The organism is Aquimarina intermedia, assembly GCF_008124785.1.
Lineage (GTDB): Bacteria > Bacteroidota > Bacteroidia > Flavobacteriales > Flavobacteriaceae > Aquimarina > Aquimarina intermedia.
Window position 1 is genome coordinate 594,221 of record NZ_VNHU01000001.1, and the last position, 26,614, is coordinate 620,834.

Annotated in this window: 24 protein-coding genes; 16 read left to right on the forward strand and 8 right to left on the reverse strand. The window is 36.9% G+C overall.

Going from position 1 to position 26,614, the window contains the following annotated elements:
* Positions 1-123: 123 nt before the first annotated feature.
* The 10 genes from BD809_RS02605 (at position 124) to BD809_RS02650 (ending at position 10,515) form a co-directional block, all read left to right on the forward strand.
* Positions 124-1,443, forward strand: coding sequence for a dihydrolipoamide acetyltransferase family protein (locus tag BD809_RS02605; RefSeq protein WP_148781393.1), 1,320 nt, complete (start codon positions 124-126; stop codon positions 1,441-1,443).
* A gap of 79 nt (positions 1,444-1,522) precedes the next feature.
* Positions 1,523-1,855, forward strand: a complete 333-nt coding sequence (locus BD809_RS02610) for a GIY-YIG nuclease family protein (protein WP_394348841.1) — start codon at positions 1,523-1,525, stop codon at positions 1,853-1,855.
* Positions 1,856-2,063: 208 nt separating this feature from the next.
* Complete coding sequence (locus BD809_RS02615; protein ID WP_148781394.1) at positions 2,064-3,149, forward strand: branched-chain amino acid aminotransferase; 1,086 nt, start codon at positions 2,064-2,066, stop codon at positions 3,147-3,149.
* Between the two features lie 160 nt (positions 3,150-3,309).
* Positions 3,310-5,388, forward strand: a complete 2,079-nt coding sequence (locus tag BD809_RS02620; protein ID WP_148781395.1) for an alpha-ketoacid dehydrogenase subunit alpha/beta — start codon at positions 3,310-3,312, stop codon at positions 5,386-5,388.
* 780 nt (positions 5,389-6,168) lie between these two features.
* Positions 6,169-6,621 carry a GNAT family N-acetyltransferase gene (locus BD809_RS02625; protein WP_148781396.1) on the forward strand — a complete coding sequence of 151 codons (453 nt, stop codon included), beginning with the start codon at positions 6,169-6,171 and terminating at the stop codon, positions 6,619-6,621.
* A 315-nt stretch (positions 6,622-6,936) separates the two neighbouring features.
* A complete protein-coding gene (locus tag BD809_RS02630; RefSeq protein ID WP_148781397.1) occupies positions 6,937-7,128 on the forward strand; it encodes a hypothetical protein in 192 nt (63 codons plus the stop codon).
* A gap of 227 nt (positions 7,129-7,355) precedes the next feature.
* Entirely contained in the window at positions 7,356-8,318 is a 963-nt protein-coding gene (locus BD809_RS02635) for a TolB-like translocation protein (RefSeq protein ID WP_148781398.1), read from the forward strand.
* Positions 8,315-8,644, forward strand: a complete 330-nt coding sequence (locus BD809_RS02640) for a DMT family transporter (protein ID WP_148781399.1) — start codon at positions 8,315-8,317, stop codon at positions 8,642-8,644. Before BD809_RS02635 ends, BD809_RS02640 begins: the two co-directional genes overlap by 4 nt.
* Positions 8,645-8,798: 154 nt before the next feature.
* On the forward strand, positions 8,799-9,587 hold the full coding sequence (locus BD809_RS02645; RefSeq protein ID WP_148781400.1) for an NYN domain-containing protein: 789 nt from the start codon (positions 8,799-8,801) through the stop codon (positions 9,585-9,587).
* 94 nt (positions 9,588-9,681) lie between these two features.
* Entirely contained in the window at positions 9,682-10,515 is an 834-nt protein-coding gene (locus BD809_RS02650) for a mechanosensitive ion channel family protein (RefSeq protein ID WP_148781401.1), read from the forward strand.
* A 267-nt stretch (positions 10,516-10,782) separates the two neighbouring features.
* Here the strand turns inward: BD809_RS02650 and BD809_RS15730 are convergent, their stop codons facing one another.
* The 4 genes from BD809_RS15730 to BD809_RS02670 form a co-directional block, all read right to left on the reverse strand.
* The gene (locus tag BD809_RS15730) at positions 10,783-12,192 is read right to left on the reverse strand and encodes a T9SS type A sorting domain-containing protein (RefSeq protein ID WP_148781402.1); all 1,410 of its coding nucleotides are present in this window, start codon (positions 12,190-12,192) and stop codon (positions 10,783-10,785) included.
* Positions 12,193-12,397: 205 nt separating this feature from the next.
* Entirely contained in the window at positions 12,398-13,012 is a 615-nt protein-coding gene (locus BD809_RS02660; protein ID WP_148781403.1) for a DUF4230 domain-containing protein, read from the reverse strand.
* A gap of 117 nt (positions 13,013-13,129) precedes the next feature.
* Positions 13,130-13,663, reverse strand: a complete 534-nt coding sequence (locus BD809_RS02665) for a DUF4136 domain-containing protein (protein WP_148781404.1) — start codon at positions 13,661-13,663, stop codon at positions 13,130-13,132.
* A 74-nt stretch (positions 13,664-13,737) separates the two neighbouring features.
* The gene (locus BD809_RS02670; RefSeq protein ID WP_148781405.1) at positions 13,738-13,917 is read right to left on the reverse strand and encodes a DUF5522 domain-containing protein; all 180 of its coding nucleotides are present in this window, start codon (positions 13,915-13,917) and stop codon (positions 13,738-13,740) included.
* A gap of 355 nt (positions 13,918-14,272) precedes the next feature.
* Between BD809_RS02670 and BD809_RS02680 the strand changes: the two genes are divergently transcribed.
* From BD809_RS02680 to hemL, 3 genes are read left to right on the forward strand one after another with little or no spacing between them, the layout of a single operon-like run.
* Positions 14,273-15,223 (forward strand): 1-aminocyclopropane-1-carboxylate deaminase/D-cysteine desulfhydrase, encoded by a 951-nt coding sequence (locus tag BD809_RS02680; protein ID WP_148781407.1) that lies wholly within the window; start codon positions 14,273-14,275, stop codon positions 15,221-15,223.
* Positions 15,220-16,068: a glucosaminidase domain-containing protein gene (locus tag BD809_RS02685; RefSeq protein WP_394348844.1), complete on the forward strand. Its 849-nt coding sequence runs from the start codon at positions 15,220-15,222 to the stop codon at positions 16,066-16,068. Before BD809_RS02680 ends, BD809_RS02685 begins: the two co-directional genes overlap by 4 nt.
* A gap of 9 nt (positions 16,069-16,077) precedes the next feature.
* A complete protein-coding gene (gene hemL / locus BD809_RS02690) occupies positions 16,078-17,364 on the forward strand; it encodes a glutamate-1-semialdehyde 2,1-aminomutase (RefSeq protein ID WP_148781409.1) in 1,287 nt (428 codons plus the stop codon).
* A 72-nt stretch (positions 17,365-17,436) separates the two neighbouring features.
* Here the strand turns inward: hemL and BD809_RS02695 are convergent, their stop codons facing one another.
* Together BD809_RS02695 and lysS are read right to left on the reverse strand one after the other, a co-directional pair.
* A complete protein-coding gene (locus BD809_RS02695) occupies positions 17,437-18,036 on the reverse strand; it encodes an SPOR domain-containing protein (protein WP_148781410.1) in 600 nt (199 codons plus the stop codon).
* A 154-nt stretch (positions 18,037-18,190) separates the two neighbouring features.
* The gene (gene lysS / locus BD809_RS02700; protein WP_148781411.1) at positions 18,191-19,882 is read right to left on the reverse strand and encodes a lysine--tRNA ligase; all 1,692 of its coding nucleotides are present in this window, start codon (positions 19,880-19,882) and stop codon (positions 18,191-18,193) included.
* Positions 19,883-20,077: 195 nt separating this feature from the next.
* Between lysS and BD809_RS02705 the strand changes: the two genes are divergently transcribed.
* Positions 20,078-20,236, forward strand: a complete 159-nt coding sequence (locus tag BD809_RS02705) for a YqaE/Pmp3 family membrane protein (protein ID WP_148781412.1) — start codon at positions 20,078-20,080, stop codon at positions 20,234-20,236.
* Positions 20,237-20,254: 18 nt separating this feature from the next.
* Positions 20,255-20,974, forward strand: coding sequence for a lipoyl(octanoyl) transferase LipB (lipB, locus tag BD809_RS02710; protein ID WP_148781413.1), 720 nt, complete (start codon positions 20,255-20,257; stop codon positions 20,972-20,974).
* A gap of 51 nt (positions 20,975-21,025) precedes the next feature.
* On the opposite strand, the gene BD809_RS02715 is transcribed toward lipB, so the two are convergent.
* Positions 21,026-23,491: a hypothetical protein gene (locus tag BD809_RS02715; RefSeq protein ID WP_148781414.1), complete on the reverse strand. Its 2,466-nt coding sequence runs from the start codon at positions 23,489-23,491 to the stop codon at positions 21,026-21,028.
* Between the two features lie 109 nt (positions 23,492-23,600).
* Positions 23,601-24,203 carry a ribonuclease HII gene (locus BD809_RS02720; protein ID WP_148781415.1) on the reverse strand — a complete coding sequence of 201 codons (603 nt, stop codon included), beginning with the start codon at positions 24,201-24,203 and terminating at the stop codon, positions 23,601-23,603.
* A gap of 125 nt (positions 24,204-24,328) precedes the next feature.
* Between BD809_RS02720 and BD809_RS02725 the strand changes: the two genes are divergently transcribed.
* Positions 24,329-26,308: a putative porin gene (locus BD809_RS02725; RefSeq protein ID WP_148781416.1), complete on the forward strand. Its 1,980-nt coding sequence runs from the start codon at positions 24,329-24,331 to the stop codon at positions 26,306-26,308.
* Positions 26,309-26,614: the final 306 nt, after the last annotated feature.

Consider the following 26,614-nt stretch of genomic DNA (forward strand, 5'->3'; position numbering starts at 1 on the left):
AAATAAAATGTAAAAAACAAATATAAAGAATAAACGACTGCTTACAGCTAAATTTAAAGGCGTAATTAAAGACAAATGTGGATTGTTTGTTATTTTTACATAAATAGCAGAATTTCAAATAAGATGTCAAAAATTGAATTAAAAATGCCCAAAATGGGTGAAAGTATTTCTGAAGCCACTATTATCAATTGGCTTAAAAATGTGGGTGATGTTGTAGAGTCAGAAGAGACGATCTTAGAAGTAGCTACCGACAAAGTAGATACAGAAGTTCCTGCTCCCAGTTCTGGTGTACTTAGCGAAATTCTTTTTGAAGCCAATGAGGTTGTTGAGGTCGGTACAGTAATTGCTATTATTGATGAAGATGCTTCGGCAACACCAAAGAATGCCAAACCAAAAAAAGAGACAGCTACCAAATCAGAAAAAAAAGCTGTTAAACCAGAGCCGGCAGTTACTGCTGATCCTGCGCAGCCAGCGGTAAGCGATTTTTCGTCACTTACTTCTAACCCTGACGCTTTTTTATCTCCTTTAGTACTCAGTATAGCACAAAAAGAAAACTTGTCTTTACAAGAAGTCCAGGCAATAAAGGGAACAGGTACCGATGGAAGAATTAGAAAGAGTGATGTGATGCACTACCTTAAAAACAGAAAGCATCCTTTGCCCAATAGACCAGCCGCAGTAGCACAGCAATCTCCTGTATCAACCTATAAGGCACCTCCAATCGCTTTTGATGAAAGTAAAGATCGCATTGTAGAGATGGATCGTATGCGTAAGATGATTGCCGATCATATGGTGTATTCAAAACATACCTCTCCGCATGTTACCAGTTATATCGAGGTTGATGTAACCAATATGGTAAACTGGCGAAATGCTGTCAAGAACGATTTTAAAGAAAAGTATGGGGAGAAATTAACTTTTACACCTTTGTTTGTTGAAGCGGTATCCAAAGCTATACTTGCTTACCCGATGATTAATGTATCGGTAGATGATAAGAAAATCATAGTGCATAAGGATGTACATATCGGTATGGCAACAGCGCTACCTAGCGGAAATCTTATCGTTCCAGTGGTGCGTAATGCAGATGAGAAAAATTTGTTAGGCTTAGCCAAGAACGTGAATCATTTGGCTACCAATGCCCGTAATAATAGTCTGAAACCCGATGAGGTGCAAGGTAGTACCTTTACCATATCTAATGTGGGGACTTTTGGAAGTTTGATGGGTACGCCAATTATCAATCAACCTGAGGTTGCTATTCTTGCCTTGGGAATTATTAAAAAACGTCCCGAGGTTATCACCACGGATAAAGGAGATGAGATTGCAATACGCAGTATGATGTACTTGTCCTTATCGTTTGACCATCGTGTAGTTGATGGTTTTCTGGGAGGTTCATTTTTACGTAAGATTGGAGATGAATTAGAAGCATTTGATCCCAACCGAGAGATTTAAATCTCTCTTCAATTTGTCAAATTGAGGTTTGTCAGGTCGAGCGGAGTCGAGACCTAGAGTTGAAATAGAATGAATTAACTTGAAAAGATTATTAATGAAAATGTATTGGGTTTATATACCTCTATGTTCAGATGGATTTACTTATACAGGAGTCACAAATAATTTATCAAGAAGATTAGAAGAACATCAAGAAGGTAAAAATAAAAGTTGTTTCACTTATAAAAGAAGACCTGTGAAACTTGTTTTTAATCAGGAATTCAATGATGTCGAGCAAGCAATTTTTTTCGAAAAGAAAATTAAAAAATGGAGCGCTAAAAAGAAACTTGCTTTAGCAGATGAGAATTTTGATCTTTTGCAGTTATTATCAGAATGTCGTAACAAGACACACGCTAATAATAAACGTAACGATTGAAAATGAGGTCTCGACTCCGCTCGACCTGACAATTGGAGAAAGAGAAATAAGCCGAATGGCGCGACATTACAATTTAATAGAAGTAAAAAATATAAAAATTTGAAATAAGTTAAAAACCTGAACCTGACTATCGAAGTTACGTGGCATGAAGCGTCACGAAAGTTAAATAATAATATATCATAATACCCTCATATAAATAGAAGAAACCATGAGTAGCGATAAGACACATACCATTGAAATTACAAAAACTTCAACGTCTGGATTAGCAGAGATTGACTTTAATAATATACCGTTAGGGCAAACTTTTACCGATCATATGTTTATCTGCGAGTATGCTGAGGGAAAGTGGAACAATCCCAGAATAGAGCCATTAGCTATGATCCCCACACACCCGGCAGCTATGGCATTGCATTATGGTCAAGCTATTTTTGAGGGAATGAAAGCCACAGTAGGTAAAAATAATACACCCCTATTGTTTAGGCCTGAGGAAAACGCCAAGCGTTTTAATTTCAGTGCAGCGCGTTTAGGAATGCCCGCAGTGCCTACCGACTTATTTGTCGAAGCGGTGAAACAATTGGTCGCGGTTGAGCATCAATGGATTCCGCCGCAAGATGGTAGCGCCTTGTATTTACGTCCTTTTATGTATGCCGACGAACCTTTTATTGGAATGCGCGCCGCTACGAGTTATAAATTTATAGTGATTTGTTCTCCTGCCGGTCCGTTTTTTACCAAAAAAATCCGATTGTATGCAGAGACCGGTTATATCCGTGCAGCTGCTGGAGGAACAGGAGAAGCAAAAGCTGCGGGAAATTATGCAGCTGCGATCTTACCGACCGAAAAAGCAAAAGCCAAAGGATTTGATCAAGTATTATGGTTGGATGCTAATGAGCATAAATACATACAGGAGGTAGGAACCATGAATATCTTTTTTAAAATTGATGGAAAATTTATCACTCCAGAAACTGACGGTTCTATTCTAAAAGGAATCACACGTGATAGTGTCATTACTTTATTACGAGACAAAGGATTTGAGGTAACGGAGCGACCGATAACTATCGACGAAATTATGTTAGCTTCCAGTAAAGGAAAATTAGAAGAAGCATTTGGAACAGGTACGGCTGTAGCTATCGCCATGATTGAAGCTATCGGCTATCAGGAGGAAATAATCACATTGCCGACGACAAATCCTGTGAGCATAGATGTAAAAAGCACGATTGATGCCATTAAAACTCAGGTTACAGAAGATAAATTTGGTTGGATGGTGCCTGTGGACCTTACTGTTGAAAGTACATAATAAAAGAGCTTAAGTTGATGTTATCGAGCAAGGGATAGAAGTGGCATCCTTTTATTTGACCGTCAGGCGGAAAATAAAAGATATAGCGAATAGCCCGACCCCTTGGGGTTGCTCCTAAAAGAAATGTTTAAAAACGAATTGCGTTTTAAAAAATAAAAATATGTTAGCTGAAAAAACAATTGCCAAAGAAGTTTTAAAAGAAGCCTTTACCAAAATGTGTACGGCCAAAAGCATGACCGAGTTGTATGAGGATAATTTTAAAGTGGTGTCCAAATACGTACATGCCACTTCTCGCGGACATGAAGCTATACAATTGGCAACGGCCATGCAGTTATTACCACAGGATTATGCATTTCCGTACTATCGTGATGATGCCATGTTACTGGGAATTGGTATGCGTCCATATGATTTAATGTTGCAGTTATTGGCAAAAAAAGAGGATCCGTTCTCGGGTGGGCGAACGTATTATTCACATCCCAGTTTGCGTGATATCGACAAACCGAAAATTCCGCATCAATCTTCTGCTACAGGGATGCAGGCAATTCCGGCAACGGGTGTAGCTTTGGGTATGCAGTATAAGGAATTACTGGACATTACTGATAATGATTCGGGCAAGGATGGGCAATCAAAAGTACCGCTAGTCGTATGTTCGTTGGGAGATGCATCGGTGACCGAGGGTGAGATCGCAGAAGCTTTTCAGATGGCAGCCTTAAAGCAACTACCTATTTTGTATCTGGTACAAGATAACGGTTGGGATATTTCGGCAAATGAAGCCGAAACCCGGGCACAAAGTGCGTTTGATTATGCCAAAGGATTTCATGGACTCGAAGCTATGACAATCGACGGTGCAAATTTTACGGAGAGTTATCTTGCCGTTGAAGAAGCGATTCGTATCATACGCGAAGAACGCAGGCCGGTGCTGTTACATGCCAAGGTCCCGTTGCTTAACCACCATACCTCGGGAGTACGTATGGAATGGTATCGAGATGATTTAGAAGAAGCACGTAGCCGCGATCCTTATCCTGTGTTACGCCAACAATTATTGAATAGTGGTGTTAGCGAAAAAGAAATCACAACTATTGAAAAAGACACAAAAAAATTAGTAGCTAAGGATCTTGAAGAGGCAGTGAAAGCCGAAGATCCTACTACCGAAGATTTATTTACACACGATTTTGCGCCCACTCCAATTACCGAAGAAAAAGGGGAGCGTTCACCCGAAGGCAAAGAAGAAGTGGTGATGGTAGATTGTGCGCTATTTGCGGTCGAAGAACTTATGCGTAAACACAAGGAATGTTTATTATATGGACAAGATGTAGGCGGTCGATTGGGTGGTGTTTTTAGAGAGGCAGCAACCTTAGCTGAAAAGTTTGGTGATGAGCGCGTCTTTAACACCCCAATACAAGAAGCTTTTATTGTAGGTTCTACAGTGGGTATGTCGGCGGTTGGATTAAAACCGATTGTTGAGGTACAATTTGCAGATTATATTTGGCCCGGACTGAATCAATTGTTTACCGAGGTAAGTCGTTCTTGCTATTTATCTAACGGTAAGTGGCCAGTATCTATGATTTTACGTGTACCAATTGGAGCGTATGGTAGTGGAGGACCGTATCACTCTTCTTCGGTGGAATCGGTAATAACCAACATACGCGGACTTAAAATTGCGTATCCAAGTAATGGTGCAGATCTCAAAGGTTTAATGAAAGCAGCGTATTATGATCCTAACCCGGTGGTGATTTTGGAACATAAAGGCTTGTACTGGTCCAAAGTAAAAGGAACAGAAGCTGCGCGGACTATCGAACCGTCAGAGGATTATGTGTTACCCTTTGGAAAAGCCAAGGTCGTGCAACAAATATGGCAGCACGAGGAAGCGGAAACTTTAAGTGTAATTACTTATGGTATGGGCGTGCATTGGGCCTTGCAAGCGACTAAAGAGATGAAGGGAAAGGTAGAGATTGTTGACTTGCGAACTTTATATCCGTTGGATGAAGCTACGGTTATGGAATCGGTAAAGAAAACGAAAAAATGTCTTGTCGTAACCGAAGAACCAAGTAACAACTCATTTGCACGCGCGCTGGCGGGAAAAATTCAAGAAGAATGTTTTAAATACCTGGATGCTCCCGTCATGACGATTGGATCAGAGAATATGCCTGCTATACCATTGAATAGTACACTTGAACAAACTATGATACCCTCGGCAGCTAAAGTGAAAGCAAAAATTGAACTATTGTTGAACTATTAAGTTGGTATAGTTCTTAGTTTTGGAATAAAAAAGATACATCCCCGATCCTATCTTCAAAGAAAGGAAGTGTAAAAGTCTCCTTTGAAGGGAGATTTAGTGGGATGTGTTTTATGGAATTTGAGATACTACAAACAACTGCTATTGAGTATCGGATGATAATTTTGCGTAAGCAAAACAACACCCTTTAGCTCAAGGATACAATACAAAAGCACTGAGAGCAGGAGGGAGTGTAGCGAGCGACGCAGTGTTTTGTAATGGGTTTTTGACTTTAGTGTCAAAAAATCCCTAGGTAAAGGCATCTTTTTCTTTGTTTCGTTTCTTTTGGATGCGCAAAAGAAATGAAAGTAGTATGATTTTATAAATAAGTTGAATAAAAGTATCTACTCTCTATTCTCCGCTTCAACTCGCCCATAGCTCTCGCTATGTTGTCTTCAAATGAAGGAATACAAAAAGTCTACCTTTGAAGGGAGATTTAGAGGGATGTAATTTAAAGTTGAACACATGAGAATTTTGAAAATACCGTATATTTAGGATTGAATTTTTTAGTCACTGAAAGATGCATCTACTTCATGCCACATCCCTCAATTACCTAATTGGTGTGTTTACAAAACTTCATATCATAGATAAAGAAACTCTGTCTAAGTGGATCACTACTATTGAAGTTTTTTCTGCTAGCATAAAAAACTTACCAAAAATTTAAGTCCGCAAGAACTAGGAAAAAATATATACCTGGGAATCAGGACTAATCGTAAATACTAACATAGAACTTATATACCTAATATGAATATACGAAAAGCCACTCCAGATGATATAATCCCACTATCAGTATTATTTGATGCGTATCGAGTTTTTTATAAGAAAAAATCTGATCCAGAGGCCGCACAAAATTTTTTGAAAGAGCGAATTACTCAAAACGATTCAGAAATATTGGTTTGCGAGACGGCCGAGGGTATATTGGTAGGTTTTACCCAACTCTATCCTCTGTTTTCATCTAGGCGTATGCAGAAATTATGGTTACTTAACGATCTTTTTGTGGATCAAGAATATAGAGGACAAGGCCTTTCGATACAATTAATCGACCGGGCTAAACAGTTGGTGGGGGATACCAATGCGTGCGGCATGTATCTGGAAACCGAAAAGTCTAATTTCATAGGAAATGCCTTATACCCGCGGGCCGGATTTACACATAATGCGAACTCGAATTTTTATGAATGGAATGCCTCCAACTACTAAGTGGCTTGTGATAAGTGTAGATTTTTAAAGGTAGGAAGTGTTTTTTATCTGAATCTTATTCTTTGTTTTGGTTTCTGTCTTGTTTCTGCAGGCGTAGAATACACTAACTAAAATTGATTATTATACTTACAAAGTTTGAATTAGATTTTCTGTTTTTAGAATAATTGCGATTTTATAGAATGGAATGAGGATAAATTAAAAAATTACCTTTTAAAGTGCTACTTCATCCTCACAATCTTGAATCACGATATTTTTACTTTCTTCCTTCATCCAAGTAATGTATCTTGCCATATCATTACACTATAAGAACACACCATGAGATACACCTACATTTTGATCATAGCAGGTTTAGCACTTCTAAATCTGATCTATACCTTTATTAAAACTGAATCAAGCTATGAAATTTTTGGATTTGCTATTAACTTGTGGACCTATCGTCTTATTTGGGCGATGATGGTGGTGCTTTGCATATGGAATTATTCGGTAAAAAAGAGGAGTGCTAAGTGATATTTAGTAGCTGATAGTGAGTTTGTAATAAAACGCGAAAAGTAGATTGTAGGACAACTCATGCGGGTGTTAATCAATGTACTATATTTAGAAGAACCCTGCTGCAAAAGAATGCTTTCAAATTTGCTGTCAGATTATCAAAAGAGCCTAAGATTTCCTACAGTAATACTATGACAACATACTACACAAAATAATTATATTTAATAACGACCAGAAAACAACAGTTTATGAGTAGAGTTTTTATTTATGTATGTCTTCTCCTAAGCTTACCATGCTGGAGTCAAAAAGGCGAAACAGCTAATCCGACATTAGAATCATTAACAAATTTCACGAATATTAGAGATTTTACAGTATCTACATCAGGACTAGAAGGATATTGTACAATTCAGAGTCCCTTAGGTGAGCTTTCTTATATAGTAAGAGTTCAAAAAACGGACGCATCGGGTTGGAGTAATCCACAATTAGTTCGGTTTTCCGGACAATTTATGGATCTTGAACCATTTTTGAGTGGTGATGGTTTAAAATTATATTTTGCTTCAAACAGACCTCTCGATAGTATTAAAAGTAAAAGTAAAGATTTTGATATCTGGTATGTCCAAAGAGATGATCTTGCTTCATCATGGAGTGATCCGATAAATTTAGGCACACCAGTGAATACCAAAGCCGATGAATTTTACCCCTCTATAGTAGCGAATGGCTCCTTATATTTTACCAGTACCCGAACCGGGACAAAAGGAAAAGATGATATTTTTTATAGTCAATTACAGGAAGGAGAATTCAAAACACCAATCTCGCTTGAAACGATTAATACAGAAGGATATGAATTTAACGCCTATGTTTCTCCGAAAGAAGATTTTATGATTTTTACGGCATATCAAAGAAAAGATGGGATGGGTAGCGGAGATTTATATATAAGTTATAGGGATAAAAATAAAAAGTGGGGGACTTCAATAAACTTGGGAAATGAAATCAACTCAAAGGCAATGGATTATTGCCCTTTCTACGATTTTAGAACACATACCTTGTATCTTACCAGCCGAAGAAGTGTAATCGAGAACGACAAGAAATATAAATCCTTAGAAGCAATAGAAAAAGCGATTAATGCTTATAGCAATGGCTATAGCCGAGTTTATGACATAAATTTTGACCCTGAGAATTATATAAATAGAAAACAAAAAGATAGCTTATGAGTTGGATACTATTAATAATCGCTGGATTGTTTGAGGTAGCTTTTGCGTTTTGTCTGGGAAGAGCAAAAGAAGTCAATGGAATTACCGCAACCTACTGGTATATAGGCTTTTTAGTATGTTTAACGGCCAGTATGTTGCTGTTAATTAGAGCAACACAAGAATTGCCTATAGGTACTGCCTATGCCGTCTGGACTGGTATCGGGGCGGTGGGAACTGTTCTTGTAGGCATTCTTATTTTTAAAGAACCGGCTACATTTTGGCGATTATTTTTTATTGTTACCTTAATAGTATCAATTGTGGGACTTAAAGTTGTTGCAAGTAGTTAGTTTTTTAATTGTTCAACCCTTTTTGTTTAAGGAAAGCAAGCTTTTCAATTATTATTGTAAGCGTTTGAAATCTTAAAATTTAACCTGCATTTTCTTAAAGCTTGAAATCTTCCGCATAATTATATGTAATTTGTCGATCAGATAATTACAACTTATGAAAGATGTTAACTTAGCCGTTCTAATTGATGGCGATAATATACCTTCCTTTTACGTCAAAGAGATGATGGAAGAAATTGCAAAATATGGTAATCCTACCATAAAGCGTATCTACGGAGACTGGACCAATCCCTATCTTACCAAATGGAAAAATATACTACTCGAGAATGCTATTACACCTATCCAGCAATACGGGTATACTACCGGTAAAAATGCTACTGATTCAGCTATGATAATTGATGCTATGGATATTTTATATTCTGGTAAGGTTAATGGATTTTGCTTAGTGTCCAGTGATAGTGATTTTACACGTTTGGCAACCCGACTACGAGAAGCGGCTATGCAAGTGTATGGTATTGGGGAAAAGAAAACTCCTGACCCCTTTATTGTAGCTTGTGATAAATTTATTTATTTAGAAATTTTAAAACAAAAACCAGGAACTGAAGAAACGAACGGGACCAAAGAGAGACCTCAGAAAAAAGAAAATCTGGATGTAATTACTCCGAAGGTAATTAAAATGATTGCTGCAACGATATCTGATCTCGAGGATGATGACGGTTGGGCATTTTTGGGTGATGTCGGAAGCTTAATACAAAAGAAACAGCCTAATTTTGATTCCCGTAATTATGGATTTCAGAAATTAACACCTTTAATAAAATCGATTAAGGAATTTAAGGTTGAGCAGCGTGAAACATCAAAAGGAAAAGCCAAACTTATTTATGTAAAAAATAAACCGAAAAGAAAGCCAACTCCTGCAAAAAGAAAACCGACATCAGTCAAGAATTAAATTATTGGGATCTTTTAACAAAACTTAAACGAGCGGAATACTGTGAAAAATGTTAAAATTAGTAATATTTGTGCTGTTTAAACAAAAGATTTTTATGGAAAGATTTGGACTAACAGAAGAGAATTGGGATCAGTTTGTAATATGGCTCTGGGATTTTATTCCCGGTTTAATTGCTGCTGTGGTTATATTAGTAGTGGGTCTCTGGGTTATAAAAGTGCTGACAGGCATGTTAAAGAGGTTTTTTGACAGAAAAGAATATGATCTCGCTTTAGAAAAGTTCATTTATGATTTGGTAAGCGGTGGACTCAAAGTTCTGCTGGTTATTTTGGTGATCACACAATTTGGAGTAAAAACATCATCTCTGGTAGCAATTTTAGGTGCTGCTGGTTTAGCGATTGGCTTGGCCTTACAAGGTTCGCTGGCTAATTTTGCCGGTGGGGTGTTAATTTTGTTTTTCAAACCTTTTAGAGTAGGAGATTTTATCGAAGCTCAAGGTGTTTCGGGTACGGTTAAAGAAATAACAATATTTACGACAAAGCTGTTGACTTTTGGAAATCAACTGGCTATCATACCCAACGGGCAATTGTCAAATGATAATATTATCAATTATTCTGAAGAAGGTAAACGTCGTGATAATATCACTATCGGAATTTCTTATGAGAGTAATATCAAGCTTGCCAAAGATATTTTGATGAATTTGGTTACTGAGCATGAAAAAGTCATGCAGGATCCTGCTCCACAAGTGGTTGTATCAGAGTTGGCTGACAGTTCAGTTAATCTTTCACTAAGATACTGGGCGTTAAATGAAGATTTCTGGGACATACATTTCTATGTTATCGAAGAAGCTAAAAAACGTTTAGAAGCTCAAGATATATCACTTCCTTTTCCTCAACGCGATGTGCATTTGTATACAACAGAAAAAGCATAATAGAAAGATGATTGTTCTAATTTCAGGAAGCCATCAGTAAGTTGAAATTGTGTCAACTTATTTCAGGACGGGATATATGTAAAATAAAAAGCATCGATTTAAATTCGATGCTTTTTTATGAAAACGTTTTAAGAATTTTATTCAGAATGTTATGTGTAGCGTAAACTCATTTATGATAGTAACATAACAGCCTTTGATCAGGGGTGCTTTTAGCCTCCGTATAACAGTATCTTTAGTTTATCAATAGATATATGTGAAGGCAACGTTTTATTTAATTATAATTTTAAGAATTCTATCTTCTGTATTGTCAGTCGTAGAAAATATTCTAAGAAAATATAATCCCGCTCCATATGGCGTTAAATCGATGGGTTGTTCTGCCTCGGCAATAGCTTCTTCCGCTAATATTTTGCCGGTATATTCAATTATTTGTACCCAACTATTTTCTGCATTAATATTTTTTAAATATACCATTCCGCTTGATGGGTTTGGATAGTAGTTAAACGTTTTGTCAACTTCTTTGTCTATCTCCTCAGCTACCTCTTCGCCCAGGTTATCACCATCAGGATTCTCACCGCCAGTTTCTTCCTCCTCTTCCTCCTCTTCCTCATCCTCTTCTTCCTCTTCTTCCTCTTCTTCTTCTTCTTCCTCATCCTCTTCTTCCTCTTCCTCTTCTTCCTCTTCTTCTTCTTCTTCTTCTTCTTCCTCATCCTCTTCTTCCTCTTCTTCTTCTTCTTCTTCTTCTTCTTCTTCCTCTTCTTCCTCTTCTTCTTCACCCTCATTATCCCCACCGGTATTTTCGCCATCGGTTGCTTCATCTGTCGTTATAGATTGAGAAAAAAGCCAATCCCATACCATACTATTACCGTAGACCTTTGTCCATGCATTATGTCCACCATTTTTGTATAAAGTGAATCCAAGGGTGCCTGTTGGTACAGATACCTGTTCTACAGCGTTCCATATCCTTGATGTTTGATCAAAACTCATGGTGTAATCCACTTCGGGCTCAATTTCATCTTCTGTATGTGGGCAAGAATCCATTACTGTTATGCCAGTATTAGCAATACGATCTACGTTGATTACAGTTTCTTGGTAATCCACAAAATTATCATCGATGTTATGGTGTGCCCATATTGCGGTTTGTAGCAGGCTTTCTGATGGATCTGAAACATGAGTCACTCCGCAAATTGGTATAGCGCCAGCGATTTTATCACCGTAGGTATCCAGCGCATTCCATGTGCTACTTCCGCCAGAGCTCAATCCGGTTAAATAGACACGGGTAGAATCTATGGGATACTGCTGCATAATATAATCATACATCAATTTTGAAGCTGTCCCCTCAAAAGCATAACTGGGCGATTGTGGAGAAATTATAATAGCTTCGAATTCTTGACCTCTCTCTATTAATGGAGGAACACCATGATTAAGTATTTTGACCAATTCATCATTTCCATTTCCTCTACCGGCACTTCCATGAAAAAAAATCAATAACGGATATTTCTTAACACTATCATTAATAAAGTCAGTCGGAAGGTACTCATAATAACCGTAGGGAGCAGCTGTACTGTCTTTAAAGACAGCAGTTTGCTCTCCGGGATTACCATAAGGAGCTTGAGCCGATGCGGTAAGCATCACGCTAAGGAGTAAGATAAAAAATGAATTAAATCTAGTAATTTTCATGACCATACATTGACTATTATAAATTTCCTTTGAAGAGGGTTTTAGGAAATCGCAAATTTTGAGATCATAAAAGTACAAAAATGTGCTATTGCATCTTGATATTTAACTATTTCTTATCGTTTTAAACTACTTAGTAATCAAAACTTTAACAATTTGTTTTTTGTAACTGCTCAAATTGTCTATAAGTAACTGATTTTATGGGCTTCTAAAGCTCAAAAGCCTCATTAAAGTTTTTATTTGATATGGGGGTATTGTTATATTTCAAGGTCCATCCCAAAGAGTTTGTGAGTATATAAATCTGATTGAGTTCGCTCAGTAATCTATTTTGTGAGTTTTGGAGCATTGAAGATTTTTTTATAGAAGCTAAAAGCTGCTTTTTGACCTGTTTTTGAATTAAATTATGATCTTCAGAGGTAAAGGGGTTTAAGAAATCCTCTTCGAGGTGATGATATTTGATTGTTGGATTGATGTCAATTTCCGGTTGGGGAATGGCACTTAAAACGATGGTTTTGGTATCCTGGTCGATACTGTGATTTATTTGACGTAGATCATAAGAAATACTAACTTTTGCATTAACTACTACAACTGCTTTTTTCTCTATCGTAAGGATATCAAGATAAAATTTCTTTGCATTTTTATAGGTAATAACTTCAGAGAAATGTCCTTCGTTTACAACCAATTTACCTGTATTTTTAATTTGATCTGCTATCAGTTGTGATGCTTCCAACGTTTGGGAGTTTGACTGAATCTGATTGAAAAAGTATAAAAATGTAACTACTAGGATAAATGCTGCTATAGAGCCTAAAATAAAGTTTCGCATGTGTCAAAGATTTTTGGTTAAGGGCAAAATTTGTAATGCGTTTGGTGAGTTAAATGTACGCAAAAAAAAGCCCTTCATAAATCGAAGGGCATGTTATATTTTAAAAGCAATAGGTATTTATAATTGTGGAGGATACTTGGCTAAAATAGCATTTACAATCTCGTTAATGCGCTCCTGTTTTTTGTCGACATCTTTGGTAAGTGCTGCTGTACCCATACCTTGCCAGATTAATTCTTTTTGTTCGGCATCAATTAAATCAATGTATAACGTTCCCTCTGTTGTTCTGGATACATTATTATACCCCATGTTCCAATACCAGGGATGCCATCCCCAACCATAACCCCAGCCCCAGCCGAAATTGTTCTGATTAACATTGACATTTTCTCTTGTTTTGGTAAAGATGCTCACCAACATATCCGGTGTTTCCGATTTTGTAAAACCCTTAGCCTGCATATCCGATTCGATAGCTCTAAGAATTCTTTTTTTATCAAGATCACTTATTTCAGCTTTATCAATACCTGGTTTAAAAAAAGCGAATGTTTTGTATTTATTAAAGTTAGCTTGCTTATCATAGTCAGAAGCCACGCGCACAGTAGAGCAAGAACTCAATGTTATGATAAGGATTAGCGATAAAAGAGAGAAAGCTTTCATAATCCTAGTAGTCTTTTAAATTAATATATTAGTTTTCAATATAATAACATCAATAATTGTACCAGTACAATAAATCATTTATCTGTTTTATATTGATTCGTTTTTTTATCGTAACCATAGGGACAATGTCTGCATCCGCTCTCGCAACAATACCCTCTGCGTAGATGATATTGTTCGGTAAAGCATCTGTAGCCTTCTGGAGTCAAATAATAATCACCTTCTTCAGGTTTCAAATTTTTCTTAGAATGGTTCATAGGTACAAAAATAGTATCTTGCGATGATATGCCGGTAATTGTTAACAAATATCTTATAGGGCGTCACTTTGTGGGAGTAGCGCTATGGCCGTTTATTGTTGTTAAAAATGAGGGTTTGAAGAGAGATGCTACGTTTATAAATCACGAAAGAATACATTTGCGACAACAAGGAGAACTTTTAGTAATCCCCTTTTATTTTATTTATTTATTAGAATATTTGATCAGAATAATACAATATAAAAATCTGGAAATTGCGTACCGCAATATATCATTCGAAAGAGAGGCTTACAGCAATGAGGGTAATCTTCAATATCTTAAGAAAAGAACATTCTGGAGTTTTTTAAAATATAGGTAGATGACACCTTCTTTCACATTAGAAGACAAAATTATAAGCAGAAATGATTCAGTAAGCGGCACCCTTTTGGCTGAAAAAGGAATTTCATTACATGTCAAACGGGAAGATTTAATTCATAAACATATTTCCGGAAATAAATTCAGAAAACTAAAATATAACGTCAAAGCTGCCCAGAAAGAAGGGCACACAAAACTTCTAACCTTTGGAGGTGCATTTAGTAATCACATAGCTGCGACAGCGGCTGCAGGGAAACTAGTAGGTATGCAAACGGTGGGGGTCATACGTGGAGAGGAGCTAGGAGTCAATTTGGAAAAGACATTGTTACATAATGAAACCTTGCGTTATGCAGTTTCTCAAGGAATGCAGTTATATTTTATAGATAGAGCCTCCTATAGAGAAAAAGAAAGTACAGAAATACTAACACAACTTCAGAATCAATTCGGAACTTTTTATCTTATACCTGAAGGCGGAACAAACGAATTGGCCGTTCAGGGCTGTAAAGAAGTATTAACCGCAGCTGATGCAGATTATGATGTTATTTGTTGCTCCGTAGGAACAGGGGGTACTATTGCTGGAATTATTGAAACTGCATTCCCACACCAAAAGGTTTTAGCATTTCCCGCGCTAAAAGGAGATTTTGTAGAAGACATGCTGCTTACACACACCACAAAGAAGAATTATAAAGTAATCAATAGGTACCATTTTGGAGGCTATGGAAAAGTAACAGATGAGTTGGTAACATTTATAAATACATTTTACAAGACGTATCAAATTCCTTTGGATCCTATCTACACGGGAAAAATGATGTTCGGTATTTTTGATTTAATCAAGACTGATTATTTTAATAGAAATACTCGTATTTTAGCGATTCATACAGGAGGAATACAAGGGGTAGCCGGAATAAATCATAGATTAAGGCAAAAAAATAGCCCTCAAATTAAAATATGTTGAAAATGAAGAAGATTGTTTTGCTAATTTTTAGTGTTGCATTCATAATGGCCTGTGGTAGTAAACGTAAGGCGGGAACTACTACTCATAGAGAAATACCCGTCAAGCGGAAAGTCATTATTCCACAGAAAAGACAAGCAGCTAAAAAGACTATACTTGTAAAACCTGTACCTCCACCTCCGGTTTCTTATAAGGATCGTGTACAAAATTACATTTATGAATACGCCAATATCGCAAAACATGAAATGAAAGCGTACGGAATTCCGGCAAGTATCACACTGGCTCAGGGGATTTTGGAATCAGGAGCCGGTTATGGAGAGCTAACACAAAAAGCTAACAATCATTTTGGTATAAAATGTCATGATTGGGAGGGAGATCGCGTATATCATGATGATGATTTATCTCAAGAGTGTTTTAGAAAATATGAGGAGGCCAACCTTTCTTTTAGAGATCATTCTCTGTTTTTAAAACATCGTAAGCGATATGCTAAACTATTTACCTTCGCTCCAGATGATTATAAGTCTTGGGCATATGGACTGAGAGCAGCTGGTTATGCTACAGATAAAAAATATCCTGCCAAATTAATCAGTATTATAGAACGCTATCAACTCTTTGTTTACGATCGAGAGCACTCGGCCGCGCCACAAGCACAAGCAGTATTGAATGCGTATCTCAACAACAATACTGCTGAGAGCTATGTGGTTAAGAAAGGAGATACCTTATATTCCATCGCAAGAAGGTATAAACTTTCGGTTACAGAATTAAAGAAATTAAATAACCTCAAGGATAATACGATTGCTATCGGGCAGTTATTAAAAACATCCGATGAAAGTACAAATGAATTTTAGTAAAAGAATATGATATATAAAAGAAGTAGCGCACTGTTTGCCGAAGCACAAAAAGTAATACCTGGAGGAGTGAATTCTCCCGTTAGAGCATTTAAAGCTGTGGGTGGAGATCCTATTTTTGTAACACGCGCTCAGGGAGCATATTTATATGACGCTGATGGGAACCGATTGATCGATTATATTAACTCATGGGGACCAATGATATTGGGGCATGCCTATGCTCCAGTTGTAGAGGCTGTTGTGGAAACTGCCAAAAAAGGAACCAGTTTTGGTATGCCTACTGAGATTGAAACCAAAATTGCAGAATTAGCGGTTTCTATGGTGCCAAATATCGATAAAATACGATTTGTCAATAGTGGAACGGAGGCCTGTATGAGCGCTGTTCGCTTAGCCAGAGGATATACTAAAAGAGAAAAAATTATTAAATTTGCAGGATGTTATCACGGCCATAGTGATTCATTCTTAATCCAAGCGGGCAGTGGAGCGGTAACCTTTGGCACACCAAACAGTCCGGGAGTAACTGCGGGAACTGCAAAAGATACATTACTGGCAAAATATAATGATATTGAGGATGTAAAGCATCTGGTGCAAGCTAATGAGGGAGAGGTAGCGTGTGTTATTATCGAACCTGTGGCGGGTAATATGGGGTGTATTCCTCCTAAGCCTGGATTTTTGGAGGGATTACGCGAAATCTGTGACGCTAATGATATTTTGCTGGTTTTTGACGAAGTAATGACTGGTTTTCGTCTGGCCAAGGGAGGTGCACAGGAATTGCTAAATGTAAATGCCGACATAGTGACTTTTGGAAAAGTGATAGGTGGCGGCTTACCTGTAGGAGCTTTTGCCGCGCGAAATGAAATTATGGATTACTTGGCTCCAATAGGTCCGGTATATCAGGCAGGAACCCTGAGTGGTAATCCATTAGCCATGGCAGCAGGATTAACCATGCTACAAGAGTTGAACGATAATGCACCAATTTTTGAGAGTCTTGCCAAAAAGACTAAATATTTGCATGATGGCATGCATAAAGTATTAAAAGAAAATAATGTAGTACATACTATCAATCGAATCGGTTCTATGATTTCTGTGCACTTTCATCAGGATAAGGTGATAGATTTTGAAACTGCGGCAAATGGAAATAACAATACCTTCAAGAAGTTTTTTCATTCACTTTTGGATCAGGGCATATATATTGCACCGAGTGCTTTTGAAACCTGGTTTCTAACCGATGCCTTAACGTATCATGATTTGGATGAAACCATTTCGGCAATCGCCAAAGCAGCAAAAATTTTATAATTAAGAATAAAAAACAAGGGAGTTCTCTGCAGAACTCCCTTGTTTTTTATTTGTAAATATTTTAATTTCAAATTACCAGGCCTCTTCTATTTTTACTCGCTCATCATTTTGATAGGAAGCGATAAAAGCATCTCTAAAGCCCATACGAACTAATTCTCTTCTAAAGCGTTTAGCTTCTTCTAAAGTTTTAAAATTACCTAAAGCATATTTATTATAGGATCCTGCTCGAATTTCTCTAAAATTTGAGAAACCATCTGAATATAATGAAAGGTCTTTTTTCTCAAAAGCACCAATTTGAACAGCATACACAGTTTCTCCGCTTAAGGATTCACCGGTTTGCTGAAAATCTCCGTTTTCATATTTGGCAAGTAAGGCGCTATTACTTTCTTCCAGAGTATTAACCTTTTCTTGCAAGGTTTCAATTTTTTTGTCGTGAACGCTTTTTGCAACCATACCACTATTAGTGCTAAAAGTCATAAAATAGATTGTTCCGGCAACGCCAAGTAACGCTAAGATACCTAGAATAATAGTAGCTATTTTAAATTTGCTTGCAGCTTCTTTTTCGTCACGCAAAACCTTGTTATGGGTGTAATCGGCCACCCGTTTTTGTTCTTTCGCTTGATCGAGTTGTACTTGTAATTCTTGCAACTCTTCTTCAGTTAAATATGGCATAATAGATTGGTTTTAACGTTTCAAATATAGATTATTATTATTTCCCGTAAAAATTTAATGGTTATAACTCAATTCTAAACCATGTGTACCTCAGTATTTAAAAAAAGTGCACTCTTTACGAATGCACTTAGAATATCTAATAGTAAGAAAGATTTTATTCAGCTAGTTCCACAACTACTTGTTCTTCCATCTTAGTTACTTTGACCAATTTTAATTTTGATAATCCCTTTATCCCTTTGTCCCATCCTTTGTTGCTTAACTGCGAGGCTGCTTTAAGATCTTCAATAACCATCTCTTTTTGGAGTTTTATCACATCAAAAATAGCTTTTTCATTATCATTTAAATCAAGAGGTTTCTTCTCAGGACGCATTTGAGGAAAAAATAATACTTCCTGAATGGATTGATTATTGGTTAAATACATAATCAGGCGATCCATTCCGATACCCATTCCTGATGTTGGGGGCATACCGTACTCGAGAGCTCTTAAAAAATCCTGATCGATAAACATAGCTTCATCATCGCCTTTTTCACTAAGTTGTAACTGTTCTTCAAATCGCGCTCGCTGATCTATAGGATCATTAAGCTCAGAATATGCATTTGCTATTTCTTTACCACAAACCATTAATTCAAAACGTTCTGTGAGTTCAGGATTATCCCGATGTTCCTTACACAACGGACTCATTTCTTTTGGGTAATCCGTAATAAAGGTTGGTTGTATATAATTTCCTTCACACTTTTCACCAAAAATTTCATCAATAAGCTTTCCTTTACCCATGGTCTCATCAACAGCGATCCCCATGCCTTTGGCTGCCTCTCTAATTTCATCTTCAGTCTTATTGGTGATGTCGAAACCAGTGAAATGTTTAATAGAATCGGTCATGGTTACACGTGCATACGGTGTCTTGAAATCGATTTCATGCTTCCCAAAAGTGGCATTCGTAGTTCCATTTACAGCTATCGCACAATGCTCAACCAAGTTTTCTGTAAACTCCATCATCCAGTTGTAATCTTTGTAAGCCACATAGATTTCCATAGCAGTAAACTCTGGATTATGAGTACGATCCATACCTTCATTTCTGAAGTTTTTTGAAAACTCATATACTCCGTCAAAACCACCAACAATCAGACGTTTAAGATACAATTCATTAGCAATTCTTAGATATAATGGAATATCCAATGCGTTATGATGTGTTATAAAAGGTCGTGCCGACGCTCCACCTGGAATAGGCTGAAGTATCGGAGTTTCAACTTCAAAATATCCCTTGGTGTTAAAAAACTCACGCATCGCATTAAAAAGCTTGGTTCTTTTAACAAAGACATCTTTAACAGAAGGATTTACGATCAAGTCAACATAACGTTGACGGTAACGCAATTCGGGATCAGAAAAGGCATCATGAATTTTACCATCAGCATCTGTTCGAGGTTGTGGCAGAGGTTTTAAAGTTTTACTTAAGATTTTGAAATCCTTAACCAACACGGTTTTCTCTCCCACTTGCGTTTTAAAAAGTTCACCTTCAACACCAATAAAATCTCCGATATCTAAAAGTTTTTTGTAAATCTCATTGTATTTCGTTTTATCTTCACCGGTGCAGATCTCATCACGATTAAAATAAACCTGTATACGACCATCAGCATCTTGAAGCTCTGCAAAAGAAGCTTTACCTTGAATACGTCGCGACATGAGTCTCCCTGCAATTATAACCTTTTTACCTTCTTCAAAATCTTTTTTAATTGATGTTGAGGTTTGATCAACCGGATATAACGCAGCAGGATAAGGATCTATTCCCATCCCTCGTAACGCTTTCAATTTCTCTCTTCTTACGAGTTCTTGTTCTGATAGTTGCATAATTGTGCCATTTTAAGCGTGCAAAGATACAAAGTATGCAGTAATCTTTCAATCACTTTGACCAGAGTTCTTTAGTTTTAAATAATGAAAAAAATGAATCAAAATTTTTACGAGCGTCATTTGGTGTAACAAATCTTTATAGACTGCGTCTAAAAGGTACAAGATTTAAGTTGTACCTTTGAAATTATAAAAAGCATGAGTTTTTGGAGAGTTTTATTAGCCATCGTTTTTCCACCCCTTTCGGTATTGGATAAAGGCTGTGGATCAGTATTAATTGTTTTGTTGTTAACTATTTGCGGGTGGATCCCCGGAGTAATTGCAGCATTAGTAATATTAAACAATCCAAAATCATAGCATGAATATAATGCGTAGATGAAGAACACAACTGTTGAACTGCAAGAATTGGGGTTGAAAGATTATGCCGTCACTTGGGCATATCAAGAAAAATTATTTAAAGAAATTTTAGACTTAAAAATCAAAAATCGCCGAGAGGATTTATCGCTTCCAACACCTAATTATTTTCTTTTTGTGGAGCATCCACATGTATATACACTTGGTAAAAGTGGCGACATGGAGAATCTGTTGCTTAATGAGAAGCAACTTGAAGAAAAGGGGGCTACTTTCTATAAAATTAATAGAGGCGGAGATATCACATACCACGGACCCGGACAAATTGTAGGGTATCCGATTCTTGACTTAGATAATTTTTTTACTGATATTCATAAATACCTCCGTTTGTTAGAGGAAATGATCATCTTGACCTTAGCTGAGTATGGAATTAAAGGCACTAGAAGTGAAGGAGAGACAGGTGTTTGGCTAGACGTAGGGACACCATTTGCCCGTAAGATTTGTGCAATGGGTGTTCGTGCAAGTCGATGGGTTACGATGCATGGTTTTGCATTTAACGTAAATGCAGATCTTGGATACTTTGATAATATAATACCCTGTGGAATAAGAGGTAAGGCAGTAACTTCACTCAATGTTGAATTAGGGCAGGAATATGTTGATGTAACAATCGTAAAACAGAAATTACGTAAGCACTTTACGGTATTATTCGAATCAAATTTTACAGAAAAAGAAGTGTTGATATAGTGATAAAGACTATACTCTTGCAATTTTTAGGATAGAGCAGCCTGTATCTCTTTAATTCATTTGATAGAGCAGCAAACTATTATCTTCTCCTTGTACCACAATTTCCAAAGAAGCGTCCTTATCCATATTCCCCATTTCTATTTGTGAAATTCCGTAGATAGGAAAATTTTTAATCGGATCACCATTGCTATCATACAAAAACACCTTTTTTGTTTGAATATCAGTAACAGAAATATAGATTTTATCGTTTAGATAAAAAAGTTGCGGAGCTGTATACACTCCAAAATCCAGAGATATAGTTTTATCTTTTATTTTAAGCTGGTTGTCTGAGAGGGTTACGAGTGTTTTATTAGTAGCAACCAGTGAACTTGATGATTCAAGTTTTGTAGCATAAGTTACGTTTCCTTTTTGGTCTATTTGTGCCAATCTGCCATCGGCATCAAGCGTAATGAAAGCGTCCTTATATTTATACCACAAATTGTTAGTGAATTTGATCAATTCTTTTACTTGTAATCTGGATTTGCCAAGGCGATCAAGAATGTTAAGTTTACCGCCTTTTTCAGCGATTAAAATATAATCTTTGGTGCCTATTCGAATATGTTGAGGTGTTTGGCGCACAGGATCTTTTGTTTTTCTAAATTTAAAACCACCTACTATATCACCTTTTGCATTATACATCGTAATCTTGTTTCCTTGAGTGATGACAATTCTATATCGTTTGCTTTTATCATAGTCAAACAACGCTAGTGGTAGTGTAATCTCATCAATAAAAGATTTCGGATACGGAGACACAGCGTTGCCATCACGATCAATTAGATATACAGTATTGGCAGTGTTGGCTAATAGTTGATATCTGCCATTTTTATAAATGTCGATCTGTTGTACATCTCCGAGGATAGGTCCGTCCAGTTGTTTCTTCCAAAATACTGTTCCTTTTGATGAAATGAGATATAAGGTATTGGTGATATCTTGTACTGCGATATCCAATCCTTTTGTTCTGTGATTTTTGACTAATACCGGACGGTTTAGTAATTTGTTTGACAAAGTGGTTGCCGCGACTTGCGTCACGGAAGAAACTGAACCCTTTGCAATATGTTTTTGAAATATATGATGCTGGTGCGCAAAATCCTTTTCTTTTATTATTTGCGTTACAAAAAGCTTATATTCAGACGAAGTAACAGAATTCCATATATTAGTTTGATTACTGCTGTTTTGTTCCTGAAGCTTTTTAATATATTGTTGAACATCGTGTACAGCGAGTATTGATGAGGCTTCAGAAAGTTTTTCTAAAGCAGTAATATAGTAGTCTTGATCAGAAAGCACGGATTGACTTTGAATGTTCGCAATCATGAGTCGTAACGCTTCAATTGAAGATGAAAGGACAATAAAATCTCCATAAATGAAATAAAGTGAAGTGTCAATAGCCGGTATCAAAGGCTTTAGGATACCAGATAACGCTTTTGGATTATCATACCTGTAAATATCAATATCTCGATACGATTCAGCGCGTTCTCCTAGTAGTACTTCCTGTGCTGTTGTCGAGTTTATGGTGGTTAGGGTAACAACCTTCTCTTTATTGAGTGTAATAACTCCGATCTCCGAAGTGGTATTCAAGATATCGTCCAAATCGGTAGCGATATCCCGTATGTCTCTTTCCTGAGCGATCGCAAGATTTTTCTTGAGCGTAGTATAATCGTCAAAAGTGTACGAAACAAAGTTTGCGGCACTGAGCGGTATAATTTTCGCAATAAGATTTTCTTGAGCTATAGTGTTGTCAAAAATACCAATTGTACTTGTCAAAGAGTCGCGTTCAACAGCTATACCATCTAGATGAATTGCATCTTGTTCAATAGAGGTATCCAGCGAGATCCAGCCGCTAAAGTTTTTAATAAGATTTGAGGGCTGGTCACCTAACAGGTTTTCCAACAAATGATTCAGTTTTTTTCCGTTTAACAATATTGACATGGGTTGTGCATCATCAGTAATCTCATAAGCTTTTTTCAGGTCTTCGGATATATTTTTAGACCTATTAGTCGTGCGTATTGTATTTTCGATAAGTAATTGAGATGAAGAAGCTATAAGGACACTATCTTGTTGAACTGCGTAAAAAGTAGACGTGGGCGAAGTAACCTTATGGATCTCGCGACCAGAATAGGTGAGTTTTTCTATACTCTTATTTGTAATCGAGTCGGTTGAAAGTAATACATCTTGGAGTGAAGTGATGTATGTATATTCAAACTTATTTTTTCCTAACGGAGAAAAGCAGAGAAGACTAGAAGATGAAATGGATTCTTTAGTTACTGGCAAAGCCTTAAAATAATTTACTAAAGCAAAGGAATCATTGACTTTTAGAAATGAATTATTAAGAAGCTTGCTTTTAGCCTGCTCAAGATCATTGATTTTAATTACAACCTGAGCATTTGCCGGAATGTACTCTAGCAATGAGTGATAGGTAGCAGATTGTTTTGTACAGGAAAATATAAGTAACGAAATAAAAACAACAACTAGTTTCTTCATAGAATGCGATGGTTTGTCAATAAAATTCAAAACGTTTGCCTCAGGTACTTAAACGTTATTTATAAGGATCTGAGTATTAATAAATGTTAATTATAATTTTCAAATATAATTATTTGAAATCTAGTGCAAACTGTTCAGGCAATAATCTGAAACTTTTACGATGATATTTTGTTATTCCATATTTTCTGATAGCTTCACGATGCTCTTTGGTTGGGTACCCTTTATTCTTTTTCCAATTATACATCGGATACTCCTCATGTATATTTTCCATGAACTCATCTCGATACGTTTTTGCAAGTATTGAAGCCGCCGCAATATGTAGATATTTACCATCGCCCTTAATTATGCATGAGTGAGGTATATCTTTAAACGACTTGAATCGGTTGCCATCAACCGCAATATGCTCAGGTAAAGGCGTAAGCTTATCAATAGACCGCTGCATAGCGGTAATCGAGGCATTTAATATATTGATAGTATCGATTTCCTCCATAAAAACGTGGGTGACGCCATAGCTCAGGCAACTTTGTTCCAATAAGCTTCGTAGCTCCTTCCGTGTAACAGCAGATACCTTTTTAGAGTCATTAAGCAAATCGTTGGCAAAGTCTTTTGGTAGAATAACTGCAGCAGCGGTTACAGGTCCTGCAAGACATCCGCGGCCTGCCTCATCGGTACCACATTCTATTAAGTCGGGATGTAATTGATGTGCTAGCATTGCACGAAGATACACCAAGGAATTAAAATCGAAAATAAAATTAGAAAGACTTGATTTTTCAAAATACCGTAATGCTATTCCAATTCACCAAAAAAAGTATATTTTTGCCTTAGTTCAGCAATCCTATGAAAAGATATTTGTTATTCGTATTCCTATTACTTTTGACCTGTGTAGTACAAGCACAGAAAAAGAAAGTTAATAATTTTAACAGCTCAGATAACCAGGAAACATCAGACTCCTCACGCAAATCATTGCGAACTAAAAAAAAGGAAAAAGAAAAGCCTCCAATTACAGATTATAAAATTATTAGTGCATCCAATGATACCACCTTTGTAGATACTACATTAACTATTCAAAAAGATTATCAATTTGATTATTTGCGACAAGATACTTTTGAATTGCTACCCGTAAATAATGTAGGACAATCCTATACGAGTTTAGCTAAACGGGTTGAGTACCCACATACGTTGCCCTTATTTGGAGCCAGAGCAAGACATTTTAATTACATGGAGGTCGAGGATATCAATTATTATCATGTACCCACACCCTTAACTGAACTTTATTTTAAAACTACCTTTGAACAAGGTCAGCAGTTGGATGCATTTTTTACAGTCAATACATCGCCTAATCTTAACCTCTCAATAGCTTATAAAGGAATGAGATCCTTGGGTAAGTATCAACATGCACTGTCAAGTTCAGGTAATTTTAGATCGACTGCTTCTTATAGTACTCCAAATAAGCGTTACAGTTTAAAAGCTCATTTTGTAGCTCAAGATTTAATGAATGAGGAGAATGGCGGGTTGTCAGAAGATGGATTGGCTCAGTATTTAAATAGCGGAGAGTTTATTGGACAAGAAGACGAATTTAATGATCGTGGCGCGATAGAAGTAAATTTTGAAGATGCCGAGAATACATTATTAGGTAAACGATTTTATTTAGATCATCAGATTCAACTATCAAACATGTCTGATAGTGTTGCTGCAACATTCAGAATTGGACATCGTATGGATCTTACCGATAAGTCATACGAATTTATTCAAACGTCACCCAACACTATTTTTGGAGAATCGTATGTGACCAGTGGAGTAAGAGATAAGGTGGCATTTGAAAGTTTTAGCAATCAACTTTATGGAGATTTGTCCTTACGCGGAATTGGGAATTTATTAGTTAAGACGGAAATCGTGAACTATAATTATGGGTACAACACGTTACTTACAAAAATAAACGCCTCAGGAGATGCAATAATGATCCCTAATCGTATTAAAGGAGATGCCGTTATTGCAGGGGGAGCATACCAGAGTGATTTTGGCAAGTTTAATTTGTTTGCCGATGTAGAAACCATAGTTTCTGGTGACTTTGATGGATATATGTACCGTGCCGGAATGCGATTTGACATCACGCCCAACGATGTTATGGAGTTGGTGGGGGCTAAAGAGGAAGTAGCACCTAACTATAATTTTCTACTCTATCAAAGTGACTATGTGAATTATAATTGGTTTAATGCTTTTGAGAATACCGCAACAGACGAAGTTGTCTTCAAATTGAAATCAGCAAAGACCTTAGATATTATAGCCGGTTACCGTAAAATAAGTAACTACACCTATTTTGGAAGTGAGGAAGATGGGTTTGTGAAGCCATTTCAATCTGCAGCTCCTATTGAGGTCATGATGATAAAAGCATCCAAAAATATTGTAGTGGGTAAGTTTGGGTTGGATAATACAATATTGTATCAAAACGTCGAACAAGATGAGGAGATATATAAGGTGCCGGATTTCGTTACCCGCAACACCTTGTACTATCAAGACCATTGGTTTAAAAAAGCTTTGTTTCTTCAAACCGGGGTTACCTTTAAGTATTTTACATCCTTTCAGGCAGATGCCTACGATCCGGTCTTAGCAGAATTCTATGTGCAGAACCAACAGGAGATTGGAGGTTTTCCGCAGTTTGATATCTTCTTTAATGCTAAGGTTAGACAAACACGCATATTCTTTAAGTTTGAAAATATAGGGGAGGCCTTTAGCCAAAATAACGAATTCTCCACACCTGGATATCCTACCCGAGATGCAGTGCTGCGCTTTGGCATTGTATGGAATTTCTTTTTATAGATTATTATTGATGGCCTCAATTCGGGCTATTAGTTACAATTCCTCGCTTGGAGCTGCGGGATTTCCACGCCTATCCCGGGTGCAGGAGGTTGAGTGAAGTAGAAGATTTGAGTCTTATATATAGGAGTAGAACAGGATAAAGTCACCGAAGAGCAGGGGGGTTAAAAAACCTTCAGATTTAACACTAAGATACCCAAAGCGTTACAAAAAAGTTAAAACATTTTACAGAAAAAGGCTTGCGATACTGCAAAAGGGTTGTATGTTTGCACCCGCAAAACGGGCTAACTGTTGCGCGGATGTTCATAG